Here is a 16,336-nt window from a genome sequence, read left to right on the forward strand (position 1 = left end):
GTCGCCACCACGCTCTCGTCACTATGCTAGGTGAGGCTCGAAACAGCGCGCTCCCGCGCGGCCACCCGCGTCGGAGCGCCCCGCACGTCCAGGAGGACCCATGGAACTTCTCGCAACGATCGAGATCCCCGCAGGCTCGCGCAACAAGTACGAGGTCGACCACGAGACCGGCCGGGTGAAGCTCGACCGCTACCTCTTCACCTCGATGCAGTACCCCACGGACTACGGGTTCTTCGAGGACACCCTGGGCGAGGACGGCGACCCGCTGGACGTGTTGGTCCTCCTGCACGAGTCGGTGTTCCCCGGCTGCCTCGTCGATGCCCGCCCGGTGGGCGTCTTCAAGATGGAGGACGAGGCCGGCGGCGACGACAAGATCCTCGCGGTGCTCGGCGGCGATGACCGCTTCGACCACATCCAGGACGTGTCCGATGTCGCACAGCACGAGCTCGACGCCATCGAGCACTTCTTCACCCGCTACAAGGACCTGGAGAAGGGCAAGTTCGTCAAGGGATCCGAGTGGGCCGGCCGCGAGGAGGCCGAGCGCATCGTCACCGAGTCGATCGAGCGCTTCAAGGCCGAGGGCCACTGAGACCCGGACGATCTGAGCGCTCCCGAGGGGGCCGAAGGCTCAGCAGGCCGGGCTCGCTCCGACAGGCTGAACAGCCGCGGGCGCAGTGGCCCCCTGGATGACGCCCAGTTCTCACGCAGACACCCACGTATTCGCACGGATACGTGGGTGTCTGCGTGAGAACTGGGCGTCGACGAAGGGAAACTGGGCGTCTGCGCGGACCGGTGGGCGCCCGGAGGGAGAACTGGGCGTCGACGAAAGGAGACCGGGCGTCCGTGCGGGCCCGGCACGCAGCGGCCCGGCCGCACTCCGCCGCGCCCCACACCACCCCCGAAACCGCACTTAGGTCACCCTCACTGCCCCGGGACCGCAGAATGTGACACTCTGCACATATGCATCTCGACCACGTCTCCTTCGCAAGCGAACCCGACGGGCTGGAGGCAACTGCCGGACGCCTCGCAGACGCCCTCGGGATCGAACCCTACGACGGCGGCATCCATCCGCGGTTCGGCACCCGGAACCTCATCTTCCCGCTCGCCCAGGGCCACTACGTCGAGGTCGTGGAGCCCCTGGAGCACCCTGCGACCCTGTCGACACCGTTCGGTCAGGCCGTCCGCGCGCGCACGGAACTCGGCGGGGGCTGGCTGGGCTGGGTGGTCCGCGTCGACGATCTCGCCGCCGTCGAGGCACGGCTCGAGCGCAAGGCCGTGGACGGCAACCGCACCCCCGCAGGCCAGGAGGAGGTGCTGTGGAAGCAGATCGGCGTCAAGGGCCTCATCGCAGACCCGCAGCTGCCGTTCTTCATCCACTGGCTCTCCCCGCGCAGCCAGCACCCCTCGCAGCTGGGCCGGCCCAATGACGTCTCGATCGCGGAGATCACGATCGCCGGTGACCGCGACCGCGTGCGCGAATGGCTGGGCACGGACGAGAAGAAGCCCATCCCGGAGATCAGCATCGACTGGACGGCACCGCACGGCGCCCCCGGCCTCATGTCCGTCACCTTCCACACCGCCAAGGGGCTCGTGACGCTCTGATGCAGCCCGACGCCACGGCCGAGGGGGCCGTGGCCCGGCCGCCCTCCCGCGCAGCCTCCCCCGCGCCCTCGCACAACAGTGTGCGGGGCGCGGTCGGCGCTCTCCGCCCCCAGGTCTCGCGGAGGAACCTCCTCATCGGCTCGGCGCTGGGCCTCGGCGCGGCGGCCGGCGGCACGCTGCTCACGCGGCGGCTCCTGCCGCCCGCCCACGACACCCTCGCCGACCGCCCCCTGCACTCCCTCACCGCCGCGTTCTCCTCGGCGGACGAACGCTCCCTCATCAGCAGCGCCGAGGCGGTGCTGCCCGGCTCGCGGGTGCAGGCCTCGGCGCCGGCCGCCCATGAGCTGCTGACGCGGGAGAGGGAGTGGCTGGCCTCCCTGGCGGGCTGGACCCGTCGCGGTCCGCACGCCGGCCTCGTCCGCGATGCCTATCTCGACCTCTTCGTGCTCACGGAGGGGCTGCCGGCAACGGTCGCCGGCTGGACGACGGCCTGGCGCCACATCTGGCCGCGCGACACCGCGCATGCGGCCGTGGCCTTCGCCGCCGCCGGTGACCTGCCCCGGGCCGAGACGCTCCTCGACTTCCTCGCGGACGCTCCCCGCACCGACGAGGGCTGGTTCGAGGCCCGCTACGCCCTGGACGGCACCGGCGCCCCGGACGACCGCAGCCCCCAGTTCGACGGGCTGGGCTGGGCGGCCTGGGCGGTGGGCTGGATCCACGAGAACGCGATGCCCACGACGGCCCAGCGCGATGCCTTCGTGCAGCGCCGTGCCCCCTTCGCCCGTTCCCTCGCCCAGAGCCTGCTCGGCGAACTCGACGCGCACGGCGGTCGGCCGCCCGTCTCCTCGGACTACTGGGAGGTGTTCGAGTGGCGGGTGACGCTCGGCACCGCGGCACCTGCGCTGGCAGGGCTCCAGCGTCTGCAGCCGGTGCTCGCCGCCGCCGACGATCCGCTCGAGGAGGCCTGCGCCCGTGCCGAGGCCGAGCTCTCCGACCACATCGCCGAGCGCTTCGCCGCCCACGGCTTCCCTCGGCACGCCGGCGGCAGCCATGCGGACTCCGCCGTGGGCTTCATGCTTCCGCCCTATGTCCGCGACTGGCGCGATGCGGAGCACGTGCGCAGCGAGCTCGCGCGTACGGAGGATGCGCTGAGACAGCCGGCCGGCGGCATCTCGCCCGGGGAGAGGTGGGCCCGCGACGGAGTCTCGTGGACACCGGAGACGGCGGTCTTCGCCCTCGCTCACGCGACCTCGCCCGAGGCCGGCCACCGCGCCGAGGCCGTCCGCCTGCTCGACTGGCTGGGTGCCCACCGCACCCCCGCGGGCAGCTATCCGGAGAAGGTGCTGGCCGGTGGGGAGCCCGCAGCGGTGGCGCCGCTGGCATGGACGGCGGCATGCGTGGCGCTCGCGGCGCACTCCCTCTCGCTGGCGGAGTGAGCCTGCAGGGGCCGGCCGCGGCTCCTCAGCTCCTGCGCGCCGGCTGACCCCGCCGCTTTCGTCTGCCGTGCCAACGCCATACGCCCGGATTCGCGTCGGCACAGCAGACCACACTCCTCGGCGCACGATCGCAACCCGACCTCTGCGCTGCAGGCGCATCCGTCCGTACACTCGACACATGGCGGAGAAGGGCCGCGATCCGGCGGCGAGTCCCTTCCACCTCGCTCCGCGCGGCCTCGCGCCGGGTGTGAGCACGATGGTGGGCTACCGTTCCGCGCCCGCGCCCGCGGCGGTGCATCGCGGCCTGCCCTCGGCGCGGCTCACCTTCATCCTCGCACTCGATGAGGGCGTCGAGGCCGGCGCCACCGAGGCCGAGGCCGCCTCCGCCCGCCCGAACCCCCTCCTCCTCGCGGGTCTGCACACCGTCGCGAGCCATGTGCGACGCGAGCACGCGCAGGCGGGCATCCAGCTGGCGGTGCACCCGCTCGCGGCCCGCGCGCTGTTCGGGATGCCCGCCTCGGCGCTGCCGCTGAGCGGGTTCGACGGCGCCGCGGTGCTGGGAGGCTGGGCCGCGGAGCTGCAGGAGCGCCTGGCGGAAGAGAGCTTGACGCAGGAGGAGCTGGTTCGGGAGAAGCGCGAGCGGGAGGGCCTGGGTGGGCCCCGAGGACGGTCCGGGACGGATGGGCCCCGGGAGGAGTCGACGCGGAAGCGCACGGTGCGGGAGCATCCGGGGCAGGGGATCGTGCCGCGGGAGAGAGGAGCGGATGCGGAGCGCTCCCGGTGGACCGGACTGTTCGGGGAGACTGCCAGAGCCCTCGTGCGGCAGCACGGGAGGAACGATACCGTCTCGTCCCGCCTGCGACCCGAGCTGCTGCAGGCGTGGCAGCTGCTCGAACGCAGCGGCGGAGCCGTGAGCGTGAGTGAGCTCGCCTCCGCGACGGGGCTGAGCACGCGGCGGCTGGGGACGCTGTTCGCGCAGGAGGTGGGGCACTCCCCCAAGCAGATCGCGGGCCTCATGCGCTTCGAGCGGGCCACGCGGATCATCGCACGGCAGGTCGCGGGTGCAGGGCGCGCGGACCTCGCCGGTGCGGCCACCCTGGCCGGGTACAGCGACCAGGCGCATCTCAGCCGCGAGTTCGCCCGCTATTCCGGACTGCCGCCCCGGAGCTGGATCGCCGAGGAGTTCCGAAACATTCAAGACGGCGGGCACGGCGCTGCCGCACACTGAATGGGCGGGAGCACCGGGACGCAGTCCGGTGCCCGATACCCGAGGAGGCAGGAACATGCAGGCAGCAGACCGCACAACGCACGCGCAGGACATCGGTCCGGCGCTGTTCCACACCCTGCAGGCCGAGGACGCGAGCGCGCTCATCGACTTCTGCACGGAGGTGCTGGGCTTCGTCCTCACCGCCCGCTATGACGACCACGGCCGTGTGGCCCACGCCGAGCTCCGCTGGCCAGAGGGCCCGGGAGGCGTCATGCTCGGCAGCCACGACCCCGGCCGCGAGTACACGCAGACCCCGGGCACGGCGGGCGCGTACCTGGTCACCGCCGATGCGGACGCCCTCTACGAGCACGTCACGGCACACGGGGCGGAAGTCGTCATACCGCTGCGGGACACGGACCACGGCAGCCGCGAGTTCACAGTCCGCGATCCGGAGGGCAATCAGTGGTCCTTCGGCACCTATGCCGGCGCGCCCCTGGAGGAGTGAGCGGGCCTCACAAGATCAGACCAGGACACCCCGGCCGAGGTGCTGCTCCCGGCTGCCGCGCTGGTCGCGCTGGTCCCAGCTGCCGCGCCGACCGCGCTGGCTCGCGGCCCCCGCCGTTGTCGTCTGCCGCGCGAACGCCATTCCCCCGGATTCGCGTTGGCATGGCAGACCACAGTGCCCGAGGCGGAGGCGGAGGCGCAGAGACTACAGCGGCAACCGGCCCGGCCCTGGTGCCGGCAGAGTCGCCGAGACGGCCTCAGGTCGACACCTCAGGCCGGCGTCGCAAGCCAACACCTCAGGCCGGCGCTTCGACCTCGCGCCAGAGCAGGCGGAACCTCTCGCAGACGACGGGCATATCGGCGGCGAAGACCCGCGAGCTCTCCGCGTACCTCCGCCAGAATGCCTCATGGCCGCTCCGCCAGGTCTCCAGAGTGCGGTCGTCCTCCCCCTCCGCATACGCGTGCTCAGCACTCACCGCGCTGAAGGGAACCGTCACGACATCGACTGTCTCGATCACCGCGCGAGGCCGGTCCCGCCCGTCGAGGAGGATGCTCAGATCGCCGACCTGAGGAACGGGCTCACCCGTCGCATCAAGGTCCCACAGCGACGAGGACGTGGCCGTCTTGATCCCGGCGAGGACGAGTTCCAGCAACTGGTCCGCGTGCGCGGGCGTGGCCCCGAACGACCACGCTTCCGGACTCTCTGCAGGCAGCTCGGGGAGCGCCGTGTGCGCCCGGAGCCAGAACTCCTCCAGCAGTTCAGCCTGGGTGCAGTCAGCAGTGTGAGCCATGCCGCAACGCTATCAGCGGGCCGGCGCGAGGCCTCAGGCCGTGGCCGGCCATCGCTCCGTGCGCCCCATACCCCGCCGCTTTCGTCTGCCGTGCCGACGCGATTCGCGCGGATTCGCGTCGGCACGGCAGACCACAACGCCGGAGGCCGAGGCCGAGGCGGCAGAGGCCGCAGCCCAGCGCCACGGCGTCAGAGCGACCCCGTCACACCGGGTCCACCATGTGCAGCACGCCCGGGGCCAGGAAGCCCACGGCGTCGATGAGGAAGTGCGCCCACACGAACGGCATGACCGCGTCTCCGCGTCGTCTCTCCCATCGCAGCGCGCACCACCCGAAGATCAGCCCCATCGCGACGTTCCCCAGGAAGGGCCCCACGCCCTGGTACAGGTGATAGCTGCCGCGGAGCACGGCCAGCGCCACGATCACCGTCCACGGCGAGAGGCCCAGCATGTGCAGCCTGATCCGGAAGTACCCCATGAGGAGCACCTCCTCCAGCAGGCTGTTCTTCACCGCCGCGAGCAGCAGCACCGGCACCGTCCACCAGTGCGCGCCGAGGTTGTCGGTCTGGATCTGCGCCGTCACGCCGAGCGCCCGCCCGGCCGCGTACACCCCCAGCGTGCCGGCGCCGATCAGCAGGAACAGCAGCGCACCGCGTCCGAGGTCCCGGCCCGGCGCCCGCATCACGCCCAGCCGGGCGAGCACTCCTGAGGATGCGTGCGCCGCGGACGGCTCCGGAAGCCGTACGGCGCCCGGCGAGGCGCGCAGGCCTCGCAGCAGCATCCCGTCGCGGGCCAGCAGGACGAGCACGAGCGCCACGGGCACCAGCGCGAACCCGATGCCCAGCAGCTGGTACGTGAGGTCGAACCACGGCCGCTCCGAGGCCGAGGTGTTGAGCCGGGCCTCCTGCTCGGACAGGGGCGCCTGCGTGAGCATGTCGATGAGCCGCACCACCGCGTACACACCCGATTGCCCGAGCGACAGACCGGCCACGACCAGCGCTTCGGCGACGGTCTGGCGCCTGCTCAGCGGCAGCGCCCGCTCAGGGAGAAGGGTGCGCTCCGGCGGCGCGTCCCCGATGCGCTCGGTGTGAGCGTCGCGCTCTCCGCCCGTGCGCTCCGGCTCTCCGGGCTCCGCCACGACCTCAGTGCTTCCCGTGTTCGCCGGCCGCCCCGCCGGCATCTGGTGCATCGGCACCGGCCCCCGGTGCTGCAGACCCGGACACGCCCGCACCGCGAGCATCCGCCTCGGCCCCGCTCGCGCCGGCCGGCTGCCAGGCGACCGCCTGATCGCGGGTGATGTCCGCGATCTCGCGCTTCTCCGCGCGACGCTCCTTGAAGCCCTCCACCAGCTGATACAGCACCGGCACGAGGATGAGCGTGAGCACGGTCGAGGAGATGAGGCCGCCGATCACCACGATCGCCAGCGGCTGCGAGATGAAGACGCTGCCCCCGGTGACCCCCAGGGCCATGGGCGTGAGCGCGAAGATCGTCGCCGCCGCCGTCATGAGGATGGGCCGGTACCTCAGCCGCGCGCCCTGCACGATCGCCGTGCGCAGGTCCACCCCGCGCTCGCGGAACTGGTTGATGAGGTCGATGAGGACGATCGCGTTCGTCACCACCACGCCGATGAGCATGAGCAGGCCGATGAGCGCCGTCATGCCCAGCGGCGTGTCCGTGAGCAGGAGCAGGCCCACCGAGCCGGTCGCGGCGAACGGGATCGAGACGAGCAGGATGAACGGCTGGATCAGCGAGCGGAACGTCGCGACCATGATGACGAACACCAGCAGGATCGCGGCGAGCATCGCGATGCCCATCTGCGTGAACGCCTCCTGCTGCTCCGCCGCGGCACCGCCGATCTCCGCGCGCACGCCGTCCGGGAGCTCATGGGCGTCGACCGCCTCCTGGATCTCCGCGCTCACGGTGCCCAGATCGTCGCTGCCCGGCGTCGCGCTCACGGTGACGGCGCGCAGTCCGTCCACGCGGGTGATGGTCGGCGCGGTCGTGACCTCCTCGACCTCCGCGATCTCGTCGAGCTCCACGGTCGCCGGCTGCTGCATCGTCCCCGGTCCCGGCGCAGCGCCCTGCCCGTCGCCGAGGCCGCCGCCCGGACCGCCCTCGCCGCCCTGCTCACCGCCGGGACCGCCCGGGGCCTGCTCCCCCGGTGTCGGGTCGAGCGGCGGGGCCGGTGCGTCCACCGTCTCCATACCGTCGAGCTCGAGGCCGCGCAGGTCGTCGAGGTCCTCGACGGAGCCGTCGAAGAGCAGGACGCTGTGGCCCACGTCGTCGATGATGACCTGGCCCAGCTGCTGCCCGCGCATGGCCCGCGAGACCACCTGGCCCACTCCGGACTCGGTGAGCCCGTACTCCGCGGCCTCCTCGCGATCCACGCGCACCTCGACGACCGGCTGCACGGCGGTGAGGTCGTCGCTCACGCTCTGCACGCCGCCCAGCTCGCCGAGCTCCGCGCCCAGCGAGTCCGCGCCCTCCTCCAGCGCGGCGGTGTCATTGGAGGTCAGCGTCACGTCGATGGTCGAGCCGCCGGGCATCGTGCCGGCCGTGAGCACCTCGATCTCCCCCGAGGTCCCGAGCGCGTCCAGCTCCTCCTGCAGGGACTCCGCGAAGGCGGGGATGTCGACGTCCTCGCCGAGGTTGGCGACATAGGTGCCGCTCAGACCGCCGCCACCGCCGCCCATCATCATGGCGTCGCCGCCGCCCGTGATCGAGACGAGGCTGGAGACCACCTCGGGACGCTCCGCGAGCACGTCCTCGACCTGCCGCGCCTCCTCCGAGGCCTCGTCCAGGTAGACGTCCGCGCCGAACTCCTGGGTCATCTGGACGACGGCCTCGCCCGTGTCGCCGAACAGCTCGGTCTTGAGCAGCGGCGTCATCGCCATCGTGCCGATGAACACGACGAGGGCCGCGGCGAGAGTGACGACGGGATGCCGGGTGGTCCAGCCCACGACGGGCACATAGGTCCGCTGCAGCCGGGTCACCGGGCTGTGCATGGCCTCGAGCTCGTCGATGTCAGAGGTGCCCGAGCCGCCGGGACCGGAAGCGCTCATCGCAGGACCGCTCGCCGCAGAGCCGCCCGTTGCCGAGGCGCCGGGGCCAGTCCCTCCCGAGCCCGCCTCGGCGACACCGCGATCCACCCGTCGGCCCCCGGCCGCACCGAGCTCCGTGCCCGCGCCCACGACCGGCAGCTCGGCGGTCGAGCGCCGGCCGGAGGGATGGGCGGGGTCGATGCGGCGGCTGCGCGCCTCCTTCCGCTCCTTCCGCCATTCCCGGGTGAGCGCTGTGCGCTCGGACTTCCAGTGCCGCTTCTGCTCCTTCGACAGCCGCGTCTGCTTCCCGCGCCGGGAGAGGAACCAGTACGCGAGCACCGGCACGATGGTGAGCGCGACGAAGAGCGAGGCCAGCAGCGCGAGCGAGGCGGTGAGCGCGAAGGGGCGGAACAGCTCCCCGGCCTGGCCGCCCACGAACGCGACGGGCAGGAACACGGCCACGGTGGTGAGCGTCGAGGCGGTGATCGCGCCGGCGACCTCGGCGACGGCGGCGCGGATGTTCGTGAGCTTGTCCCCGCCCATCGCATGCCTGCGGCGAATCGCCTCGATGACGACGATGGAGTCGTCGACCACGCGGCCCACGCTGATCGTGAGCGCGCCCAGGGTCAGCATGTTGAGCGTGTACCCGCTCACCCACAGCCCGATCATGGTGATGAGCAGCGAGACGGGGATCGAGATCGCGGTGATGACCGTGGCCCGCGCGCTCAGCAGGAACACGAGGATGACGAGCACGGCGAAGCCCAGTCCCAGCAGGCCCTCGACCAGCAGATCCTCGATGGACTGCTCCACGAAGGGGGCCTGGTCGAAGACGGTCGTGAACTCGACGCCGGCGCCCATCGTGTCGGCGACCTCGTCGAGCGTCGCCGTGACGCCGTGGGAGATCTCGACGGTGTTGCCGTCGGGCTTCTTCATGATCTGGACGGTGAGCGCGTCCTTGCCGTCGGTCCGCGAGACGGACGTCTGCGGCTCCTGGGTGAGCTCGACGTCAGCGACGTCGTCGACCCGGACGGGACCGTCCGCGCCCGCAAGCACGAGGCTGCGGATCTGCTCCACGGACTCCAGCCGGGTGCCCACCTGGACGGGGGCGCTGCCCTCGGAGGTGCGCAGCTGGCCGGGGGCCGAGGGGATGCCGTTGGCCTGGAGCAGGCCGGAGAGCGCCTCGATGCTCACGCCCTCGTCCTCGAGGTCGTCCTCGCGCACCGTGATGGAGACCTGCATGGGCCGGTCGCCCGTGACCTCCACGCTCCGCACGCCCTCGACGTCCTGCAGCTCCGGGACCGCGATGTCCTCCATGTCCGCTGCGAGGCTCTCCACGTCCTCGCCGCCGGTGACGGTGAGCATCATGACGGGGAAGTCCGCGAGGCCGCCGGCGAAGACGGTGGGCTCGACACCGTCGGGCAGCTGGCCCTGCGCCTGCGAGACGGCGCGCTGCAGCGAGCGGACCACGTCATCGGAGTCCGTGCCGTAGTCCGTCTCCACGACGATCTGGGACGAACCCGCCGCCGAGGTGGACTGCATCGATTCGACCTCGGCCACACCCGTGAGCGCGGCTTCCAGCGGTGCGGTCACCTCCGATTCGACCGCCTGCGGGGTCGCGCCCTCGTACTGGGCGGAGATGAAGGCCTGGGGGAGCTCGAACTCGGGGAACAGCTCCTGCTTGAGGCTGGAGGTGCCGATCACGCCGAACACGGCTGCGCAGATCGTGATGAGCGCGATGAGGGCGCGGTTCTTCAGACTGATCCTGGTGAGGGAGAGCACGCGGGTCCTTGGGTGCGGAGGAGGCAGAGGGGCCGTGCCAATCCTACTGCCCGGTCACAGGCGCCGTTCCCGCACCCGGTACGGGCGTCCTGGCGCGGAGGCCAGCCCGGGAAGAAGCGGAGGCCAGCCCCGGGAAGGAGTGGGGAGAACTCCACCCGCTCAGCGCGGGTGCCGGCGCAGCTCCTCGAGCGTCGGCCGCTGAGGGGCGGAGATCTGGGCCCTCCGATGCCGGCGTACGCGCAGCGCGCTCACCAGCGTCACGGCGGCGAGTCCCGCTGCGGCGGCAGCACCCCAGAGGCCTGCCTGCGCCCCCGCAGGTGCCGCTCCGAACACGCCCGCTCCGGCGAACCCGAAGAGGACGATCGCCCCGAGGAACGGCAGCAGGGCGATGAGCGCGCCCACCGGCGCCCACAGGATCATCACCATGACGAGGGCCGTGAACCACGCCATCGACGCCAGCACGAACGCGAACACGGTGAGCACCGCAGTGCCGCCGGGGAGCTCCCCCAGGACGGTGCCGGGCACCGCTCGGTCGCCCAGGATCAGCGGCCACACGAGAATGCTCAGCGTCTGGACGAGCGCACCGGCGCCGAGGGAGAACCACATGAGCGGCACCAGCCGGTGCGTGCGGAAGCCGCGATCCGCCCGCCCGCTCGCGAACTGGAGGAACGGGAACACGAGGCCTGGCATGGCGGCCAGGATGCCGGCGAGCACAGCATCGCCGGAGACCGCCCTGCCGCTGTGGCTCAGCAGACCCGTCCGCGCCAGGAGGAGCGCGAGCGCCCAGAACGCCGCACTCATGATCGCGTACATGAGCATCCGGCGCGCATCGCCCCACCAGCCGGGCACCTGCGTCTCGGGATCCCTGCGCCGGCGGCGTTCCGTGCGCCCGCGCGGTGCAGCCGAGGCCGGCTCGGGCAGGGGTGCCGGGATCCGCGGCTGCTGTCGAGGCGGCTGCCCCCAGCTCGGCGGGTGCGGCTGCGGCATGCGCTCATGCTCGCCGGAGGGCGGAGGTTGCGGCGGGCGCATCGGCAGGGGCTGAGCGGGCGGATGCCCGGACGAGGGCTGAGACGACGGGTCCTGGCTCATGCCCTCATCCTGCCGCAGACCGGAGGCCGCCGGCGCGGCGCACATGTGTCAGTCCGGTGTCAGGAGGCCCTGCCGTACCGGCAGGGCGGCCGGGCCCGCCTCCGAGGCCGGCCAGGCGTCACCGCGGGGCTCCGCCCACCGACATCACGATGCTCAGCCCATCGTCACCACGGGGATCCCCGCTGCATCGCCGAGGGACCCCACCCGTTCACCGCGGGGGCGTGCCCAGCGTCTCCCGGGCGAGCATCCAGCCGAGGCAGGCGAGCAGCGCGACCGTCCCCGTGACCGCGAAGGCCCAGCCGTAGTTCAGCGCGTCCACGAGCATGCCCGAGACGATGGGACCGGCGATCGCGCCCAGGTCCTGCGCCATCTGGAAGCGGGAGAGCACGGTGCCGCCCTTGCGGTGCGGGCCGATGATGTCGCCGAGCGCCGCCTGCTGAGCGGGATTGATGAGCCCGCCGCCGAGGCCCGCGAACAGGCTGAGGACGAAGAACACCCAGATCGAGTCCGAGAGGCCCACCGCGATGGTCGAGGCGCCCAGCACACCGAGGCCCACGATGAGGAGGGGACGGCGCCCGCGCGAGTCCGCGATCCGGCCGGCCTGCGAGACGGAGACGGCCATGCCCGCGGAGAACACCGTGAGCGCCACTCCCGAGAGCGTCGGATCCGCCCCCAGCACCGCGACGACGAACAGCGGGTACAGCGCGATCCGCGCGCCCATCGCCGCCCAGCCCACGGCCAGGCCCGAACCCAGCGCGGCCTTGTACGCGGAGTCCCGCCAGGCATCGCGGAAGCGCATGCGCTCGCGTAGAGGCTCCTGGCCGGACGCCGGTTCCTGGCCGGACACTGGCTCCGGGCCGGGGGCGGCCTCGGCGGCGGTGCTGCCCTTCGCCTCCGCCGAGGCGCCTTCACCTCCCGCCGGCCCCTTCGAGTCCAGCTGGGGCTGGCGTTCGAGGCGGACCCACACGACGAGCGCGGCGATCACGAGGCCCACGGCGTAGATGACGAAGGGCAGGCGCATGCCGAGTCCCGCGAGGAGGCCGCCGGCCACGGGTCCCATGATGTTGCCGAACACGAAGCTGGAGGCGTAAAGGCCGCTGGCCCGCCCGCGCGCCTCCGGGGGTGCGAGCCGGATGATGAGCGCCATCGCGGAGACGGTGAACATCGTCGAGCCGATGCCGCCGAGGCCGCGGAACAGCAGCAGCTGCCAGTAGTCCTGCGCGGCGGCGACCGCTCCCGTCGAGGCCGCCACGATGAGCAGACCGGCGACGTAGACGCGTCGCTCCCCCAGCCTGTCGACGAGCCGGCCGCCTGCAGGGGCGAACACGAGCCGGAAGAACGCGAAGGAGCTGACGACCACGCTCGCCGCGGTCACACCGAGGTCGAAGCTCGCCGCGAACTGCGGGAGGATCGGGGCGATGAGGCCGTAGCCCAGCGCCACGATGAAGGCCGCGGAGACGAGGACCCAGATGTCGGCCGGGACCGCGGCCCTGCGCGCGGCCCTCTGCTCTGCTCTGTGTGAGGCCCTGCGCGGTGCCCTGCCCGAGGCGCTGCTCCCGGCCCTGCCCGAGACCTTCGACTCCTCCTCGTCCCGCCGCACCCTCATCCCACCCACTCGTGGAAATGACGGCGAGCGGCGGCGAGCTTGGGCTCGATGATGAAGTGGCAGTAGCCGTTGTAGGGGTGCTGCGTGTAGAAGTCCTGGTGGACCGGTTCGGCCTCCCAGAAGGCGCCCAGGGACTCGAGGGTGGTGACGACGGGGCGGTCGAGCTGGGCCTGGACCTGGTCGAGGGCCTGCTGGAAGTACGCGCGCTCGTCCTCGTCGCGGTAGAACATGGACGAGCGGTACTGCGTGCCCACGTCATTGCCCTGGCGGTTGAGACTGGTCGGATCGTGGCCGGTGAAGAAGAGGCCGAGGATGACGTCGGCGGGAACGACGGACTCGTCGAACGTGACCTGGAGGGCCTCGGCGTGGCCCGTGGTGCCGGAGCACACCTGCTCATATGTGGGGTGATCGACCTCGCCCCCGGTGTAGCCGCTGATCACGCTGGTCACTCCGCGCGTGCGCTGATAGACGGCGTCGAGGCACCAGAAGCACCCTGCGCCCAGGGTCAGAGTCGTCATATCCGTCCAGACATGCACCGCCACCGTTTTATTCCGCCGCACCCGGTCGCGCCCGGCACCGCGCTTCCGTCCGTGCTGCGCTTCCGTCTGCCGCGTGAACGCGCAGAGAGCCGATCTGCGTTCGCGCAGCAGACGGAAGCCGGATGGTCGGCACCGACCTCAGAAGACGGTCGTCGCGGGGATCTCGAAGCCCAGTGCCGCAGCGGCCTCGCGCACGTCCGCCCGGGCCCACCACCGAGCCACCGCCTCGTCCGAGGCCAGCGAGCGCATCTGCGCCGAGTCGAGGTAGAGGACTCCGTCGAGGTGATCGGACTCGTGTGCGACGATGCGCGCCGGCCACCCCGTGAGCTCCTCCTCCAGCGGGGAGCCGTCGAGGTCGCAGCCGGTGAGCGCGATGGCCCGCGGGCGGTCCACGACGGCCTGGTAGCCGGGGATGGAGAGGCAGCCCTCGTAGAAGGAGGCCGTGCGCCCGGTGGCGGCCTCGTACCGGGAGTTGAGCACCGTCCGGGGAGCGAACGGCGCCCGCTCGCGCTGCCGGAGACGGTCCGCGGCCTCGGGGTCGCTCGCTTCGAGCACGTCCGGGTCCGCGGCCGTGTCCTGGGCGACGAACATGCGCAGCGGCACGCCCACCTGAGGGGCGGCCAGCCCCACTCCAGGAGCGGCGAGCATGGTGGCGAGCATGGCCTCGGACAGCTCGCGCAGCTCCGCGTCGTCGAGCTGGCCGTCCACCGGCGCGCACTCGGTACGGAGGACGGGGTCGCCGGCCTTCACGATGGGCAGCAGGCCGTCGTGCTCCCGCGCATGGTCGAGGAGGGCGCGCACGGTGTCGCGGATGGCGCGGGCGGAGGCTGCGTCCTCGGGCGCATCGGCTGTCGCGGTCATGGTCTCTCCTCGGTGGTACGGGCCCGGCGGATCGGGACGAGGCCGTCGGTCTTCCCGGGGTCGTGGAAATCGCGGATGAGCCGGGCCAGGAGCGCGGGCTTCTCCACGATGAGCCCGTGGCTGGCGCGGGGGACGATCGCGAGCTCGCCGTCGGGCAGCGCCTCGTACATCCGCACCGTGTGCTCGAAGCGCACCTCGTCGTCATCGCCCTGCAGGATGAGCACGGGCATGGTCAGCGCACGCACATCGTCCTCCGTGAGCGCGGGCTCGCGCTCGTGCAGCCGGTCCGATTTCGCCGCGACGACGCGCCAGTGCTCCGGGCCGTCCGGGGAGAGCTCCGCGTATCCTTCCGGCACCCCGCCGGGCGCGCCGCCGTCCAGCACGCCCTCGCGCCAGCCGTCCAGGTGGAAGGGCGCCCCGCCCACCACGAGGCTCCGCACGAGGTCCGGGCGGGTGTGGGCGAGATAGAGCCCGAGTACCCCGCCGTCGCTCCAGCCCAGCACGTGCACCGGCCCCGTGCCCAGCTCCTCGAGGAGTGCCGCGGTGTCCGCGGCCATGTCCGTGAAGCCCCACTCCCCCTCGCAGTCCGGTGTGCGGCCGTGGCCTGCCTGCTCGGGCGTGAGGAAGCGGTATCCGCCGTCCAGCTCAGCCATGAGCGGTTCGAAGGCGCGGGCATCGGTGCCGCCCGGATGCAGCAGCACGAAGGGCTCGCCGGCACCTCGGTCCGCGAACCACAGGGCGGTCATGCTCAGCCCTCCGCCGCCGCGGCGCGCGCCTGGATGTTGCGGGCGTGCGCGAGCAGCGGGGCGTCGATCATCGACCCCTCGTAGCTGAACGCGCCCTTCGCCCCCTCCGCGGCGGCCAGGACGCCCGCGGCCCAGGCGGCCTGCTTCTCCGTGGGCGCATAGGCCCGGCGCACCACCGGGACGTGCTTGGGGTGGATGGAGACCTTCGCGTCGAAGCCGCTCTCCACCGCGTCCGTCGCCTCCTCCGCGAGCCCGTCGAGATCGTCGATCGCCGCCCAGATGGAGTCGAGCGCCCATTTCCCGTGCGCCTTGGCCGCCAGCAGCGTGGCGGAGCGGACGTGCCGCGCCACCTCGCGGTAGGTGCCGTCGGCCCTCCGCGAGGAGCCGCCGCCCAGCGAGGCGATGAGGTCCTCGGAGCCCCACATGAGCCCGCGGACGTTCTCCGCCGCGGCGATCTCCGCGGCGTTCACGGCACCGGCGGGGGTCTCGATGAGCGCGATGACGCCGTAGTCGGCCAGCGGGGCCGCGCTCTCACCGCTCTCCGCCTTGGGCAGCATGACCACCGTGAAGGGCAGCGTCCGCAGCAGCTCCAGGTCGGCCTCGAAGTGCGGGGTGTCCGCGGCGTTGACGCGCACCACGGTCCGCTTCGGGTCCAGGGTGCCCGCGGCCTCGGCGACGGCGCTCCGCGCTGCCTCCTTGTCCCCTTCCGCCACCGCGTCCTCGAGGTCGAGGATGACGATGTCGGAGCGCTCGGCGGCCTTGGCGAAGCGGTCCGGGCGGTCGCCGGGGACGAACAGCCAGGCCGGGCGGAGGGAGAAGGACGAGGACATGGAACGGGGCCTTTCGATGGGCAGCGGTGCCGGTGCCGCAGGGGCGCGGGAAGCGTTCCCGCACCCGGATCGCCGAGGCCGGACCCCGCCGGTGCGACACCGCTCACAATCCTATGCGGTGCGCATCCGCAGCGGTCGCCCGGTGCGGCTGCCGGGACCGCTCAGGACGCAGGTGCACCGGCCGGGGGTCGCCCGGAGCGCAGGCCGAGCCCGCCGGCACTGTGACCGGGTACCGCCGCATCGCGCCTGCCCGGGCCTCGCCCTCCGGCACCCGCGCCCCGGTCATGTCCGTGCCGCGGTCTAGAGTT

14 protein-coding genes are annotated in these 16,336 nt (G+C 72.4%); 5 read left to right on the forward strand and 9 right to left on the reverse strand.

Annotated features, from left to right (window positions below; translation table 11 throughout):
- Nucleotides 1-100: 100 nt before the first annotated feature.
- The 5 genes from K318_RS0116930 to K318_RS0116950 all read left to right on the forward strand — a co-directional run bounded on the left by K318_RS0116930 (nucleotide 101) and on the right by K318_RS0116950 (nucleotide 4,750).
- Entirely contained in the window at nucleotides 101-589 is a 489-nt protein-coding gene (locus K318_RS0116930; RefSeq protein WP_029090361.1) for an inorganic diphosphatase, read from the forward strand.
- Between the two features lie 371 nt (nucleotides 590-960).
- A complete protein-coding gene (locus K318_RS0116935; RefSeq protein WP_029090362.1) occupies nucleotides 961-1,602 on the forward strand; it encodes a VOC family protein in 642 nt (213 codons plus the stop codon).
- Nucleotides 1,602-3,038 carry a glycoside hydrolase family 15 protein gene (locus K318_RS0116940; RefSeq protein ID WP_051298149.1) on the forward strand — a complete coding sequence of 479 codons (1,437 nt, stop codon included), beginning with the start codon at nucleotides 1,602-1,604 and terminating at the stop codon, nucleotides 3,036-3,038. Before K318_RS0116935 ends, K318_RS0116940 begins: the two co-directional genes overlap by 1 nt.
- 178 nt (nucleotides 3,039-3,216) lie before the next feature.
- Nucleotides 3,217-4,266, forward strand: coding sequence for a helix-turn-helix domain-containing protein (locus K318_RS25305; RefSeq protein ID WP_051298150.1), 1,050 nt, complete (start codon nucleotides 3,217-3,219; stop codon nucleotides 4,264-4,266).
- Between the two features lie 55 nt (nucleotides 4,267-4,321).
- Entirely contained in the window at nucleotides 4,322-4,750 is a 429-nt protein-coding gene (locus K318_RS0116950) for a VOC family protein (protein ID WP_051298151.1), read from the forward strand.
- A gap of 295 nt (nucleotides 4,751-5,045) precedes the next feature.
- Here the strand turns inward: K318_RS0116950 and K318_RS0116960 are convergent, their stop codons facing one another.
- The 9 genes from K318_RS0116960 to K318_RS0117000 form a co-directional block, all read right to left on the reverse strand.
- Nucleotides 5,046-5,540: an ASCH domain-containing protein gene (locus tag K318_RS0116960; RefSeq protein WP_051298152.1), complete on the reverse strand. Its 495-nt coding sequence runs from the start codon at nucleotides 5,538-5,540 to the stop codon at nucleotides 5,046-5,048.
- A gap of 202 nt (nucleotides 5,541-5,742) precedes the next feature.
- Complete coding sequence (locus K318_RS0116965; RefSeq protein WP_035282680.1) at nucleotides 5,743-6,570, reverse strand: CPBP family intramembrane glutamic endopeptidase; 828 nt, start codon at nucleotides 6,568-6,570, stop codon at nucleotides 5,743-5,745.
- Between the two features lie 109 nt (nucleotides 6,571-6,679).
- Nucleotides 6,680-10,357 (reverse strand): efflux RND transporter permease subunit, encoded by a 3,678-nt coding sequence (locus K318_RS22830; RefSeq protein ID WP_084500362.1) that lies wholly within the window; start codon nucleotides 10,355-10,357, stop codon nucleotides 6,680-6,682.
- 159 nt (nucleotides 10,358-10,516) lie between these two features.
- Entirely contained in the window at nucleotides 10,517-11,344 is an 828-nt protein-coding gene (locus K318_RS0116975) for a hypothetical protein (RefSeq protein WP_029090367.1), read from the reverse strand.
- A gap of 310 nt (nucleotides 11,345-11,654) precedes the next feature.
- Nucleotides 11,655-13,052, reverse strand: coding sequence for an MFS transporter (locus K318_RS22835; RefSeq protein ID WP_084500363.1), 1,398 nt, complete (start codon nucleotides 13,050-13,052; stop codon nucleotides 11,655-11,657).
- Nucleotides 13,049-13,570, reverse strand: coding sequence for a peptide-methionine (S)-S-oxide reductase MsrA (gene msrA / locus K318_RS0116985; protein WP_029090368.1), 522 nt, complete (start codon nucleotides 13,568-13,570; stop codon nucleotides 13,049-13,051). The genes K318_RS22835 and msrA overlap by 4 nt, the downstream gene beginning before the upstream one ends.
- 159 nt (nucleotides 13,571-13,729) lie before the next feature.
- Complete coding sequence (locus K318_RS22840) at nucleotides 13,730-14,452, reverse strand: peptide deformylase (protein ID WP_035282212.1); 723 nt, start codon at nucleotides 14,450-14,452, stop codon at nucleotides 13,730-13,732.
- Nucleotides 14,449-15,198 (reverse strand): alpha/beta fold hydrolase, encoded by a 750-nt coding sequence (locus tag K318_RS0116995; RefSeq protein ID WP_035282215.1) that lies wholly within the window; start codon nucleotides 15,196-15,198, stop codon nucleotides 14,449-14,451. The genes K318_RS22840 and K318_RS0116995 overlap by 4 nt, the downstream gene beginning before the upstream one ends.
- A gap of 2 nt (nucleotides 15,199-15,200) precedes the next feature.
- Nucleotides 15,201-16,028: an HpcH/HpaI aldolase/citrate lyase family protein gene (locus K318_RS0117000; RefSeq protein WP_029090370.1), complete on the reverse strand. Its 828-nt coding sequence runs from the start codon at nucleotides 16,026-16,028 to the stop codon at nucleotides 15,201-15,203.
- Nucleotides 16,029-16,336: the final 308 nt, after the last annotated feature.

Source organism: Brevibacterium album DSM 18261, assembly GCF_000426445.1.
GTDB lineage: Bacteria > Actinomycetota > Actinomycetes > Actinomycetales > Brevibacteriaceae > Brevibacterium > Brevibacterium album.

Excerpts from the sequence above, each read along its gene's own strand:
- K318_RS0116930 (WP_029090361.1), top strand. The coding sequence starts at position 101 with ATGGAACTTCTCGCAACGATCGAGATCCCCGCAGGCTCGCGCAACAAG.
- K318_RS0116935 (WP_029090362.1), top strand. The coding sequence starts at position 961 with ATGCATCTCGACCACGTCTCCTTCGCAAGCGAACCCGACGGGCTGGAG.
- K318_RS0116940 (WP_051298149.1), top strand. The coding sequence starts at position 1,602 with ATGCAGCCCGACGCCACGGCCGAGGGGGCCGTGGCCCGGCCGCCCTCC.
- K318_RS25305 (WP_051298150.1), top strand. The coding sequence starts at position 3,217 with ATGGCGGAGAAGGGCCGCGATCCGGCGGCGAGTCCCTTCCACCTCGCT.
- K318_RS0116950 (WP_051298151.1), top strand. The coding sequence starts at position 4,322 with ATGCAGGCAGCAGACCGCACAACGCACGCGCAGGACATCGGTCCGGCG.
- K318_RS0116960 (WP_051298152.1), bottom strand. The coding sequence starts at position 5,540 with ATGGCTCACACTGCTGACTGCACCCAGGCTGAACTGCTGGAGGAGTTC.
- K318_RS0116975 (WP_029090367.1), bottom strand. The coding sequence starts at position 11,344 with ATGCCGCAGCCGCACCCGCCGAGCTGGGGGCAGCCGCCTCGACAGCAG.
- K318_RS22835 (WP_084500363.1), bottom strand. The coding sequence starts at position 13,052 with ATGAGGGTGCGGCGGGACGAGGAGGAGTCGAAGGTCTCGGGCAGGGCC.
- msrA (WP_029090368.1), bottom strand. The coding sequence starts at position 13,570 with ATGACGACTCTGACCCTGGGCGCAGGGTGCTTCTGGTGCCTCGACGCC.
- K318_RS22840 (WP_035282212.1), bottom strand. The coding sequence starts at position 14,452 with ATGACCGCGACAGCCGATGCGCCCGAGGACGCAGCCTCCGCCCGCGCC.
- K318_RS0116995 (WP_035282215.1), bottom strand. The coding sequence starts at position 15,198 with ATGACCGCCCTGTGGTTCGCGGACCGAGGTGCCGGCGAGCCCTTCGTG.
- K318_RS0117000 (WP_029090370.1), bottom strand. The coding sequence starts at position 16,028 with ATGTCCTCGTCCTTCTCCCTCCGCCCGGCCTGGCTGTTCGTCCCCGGC.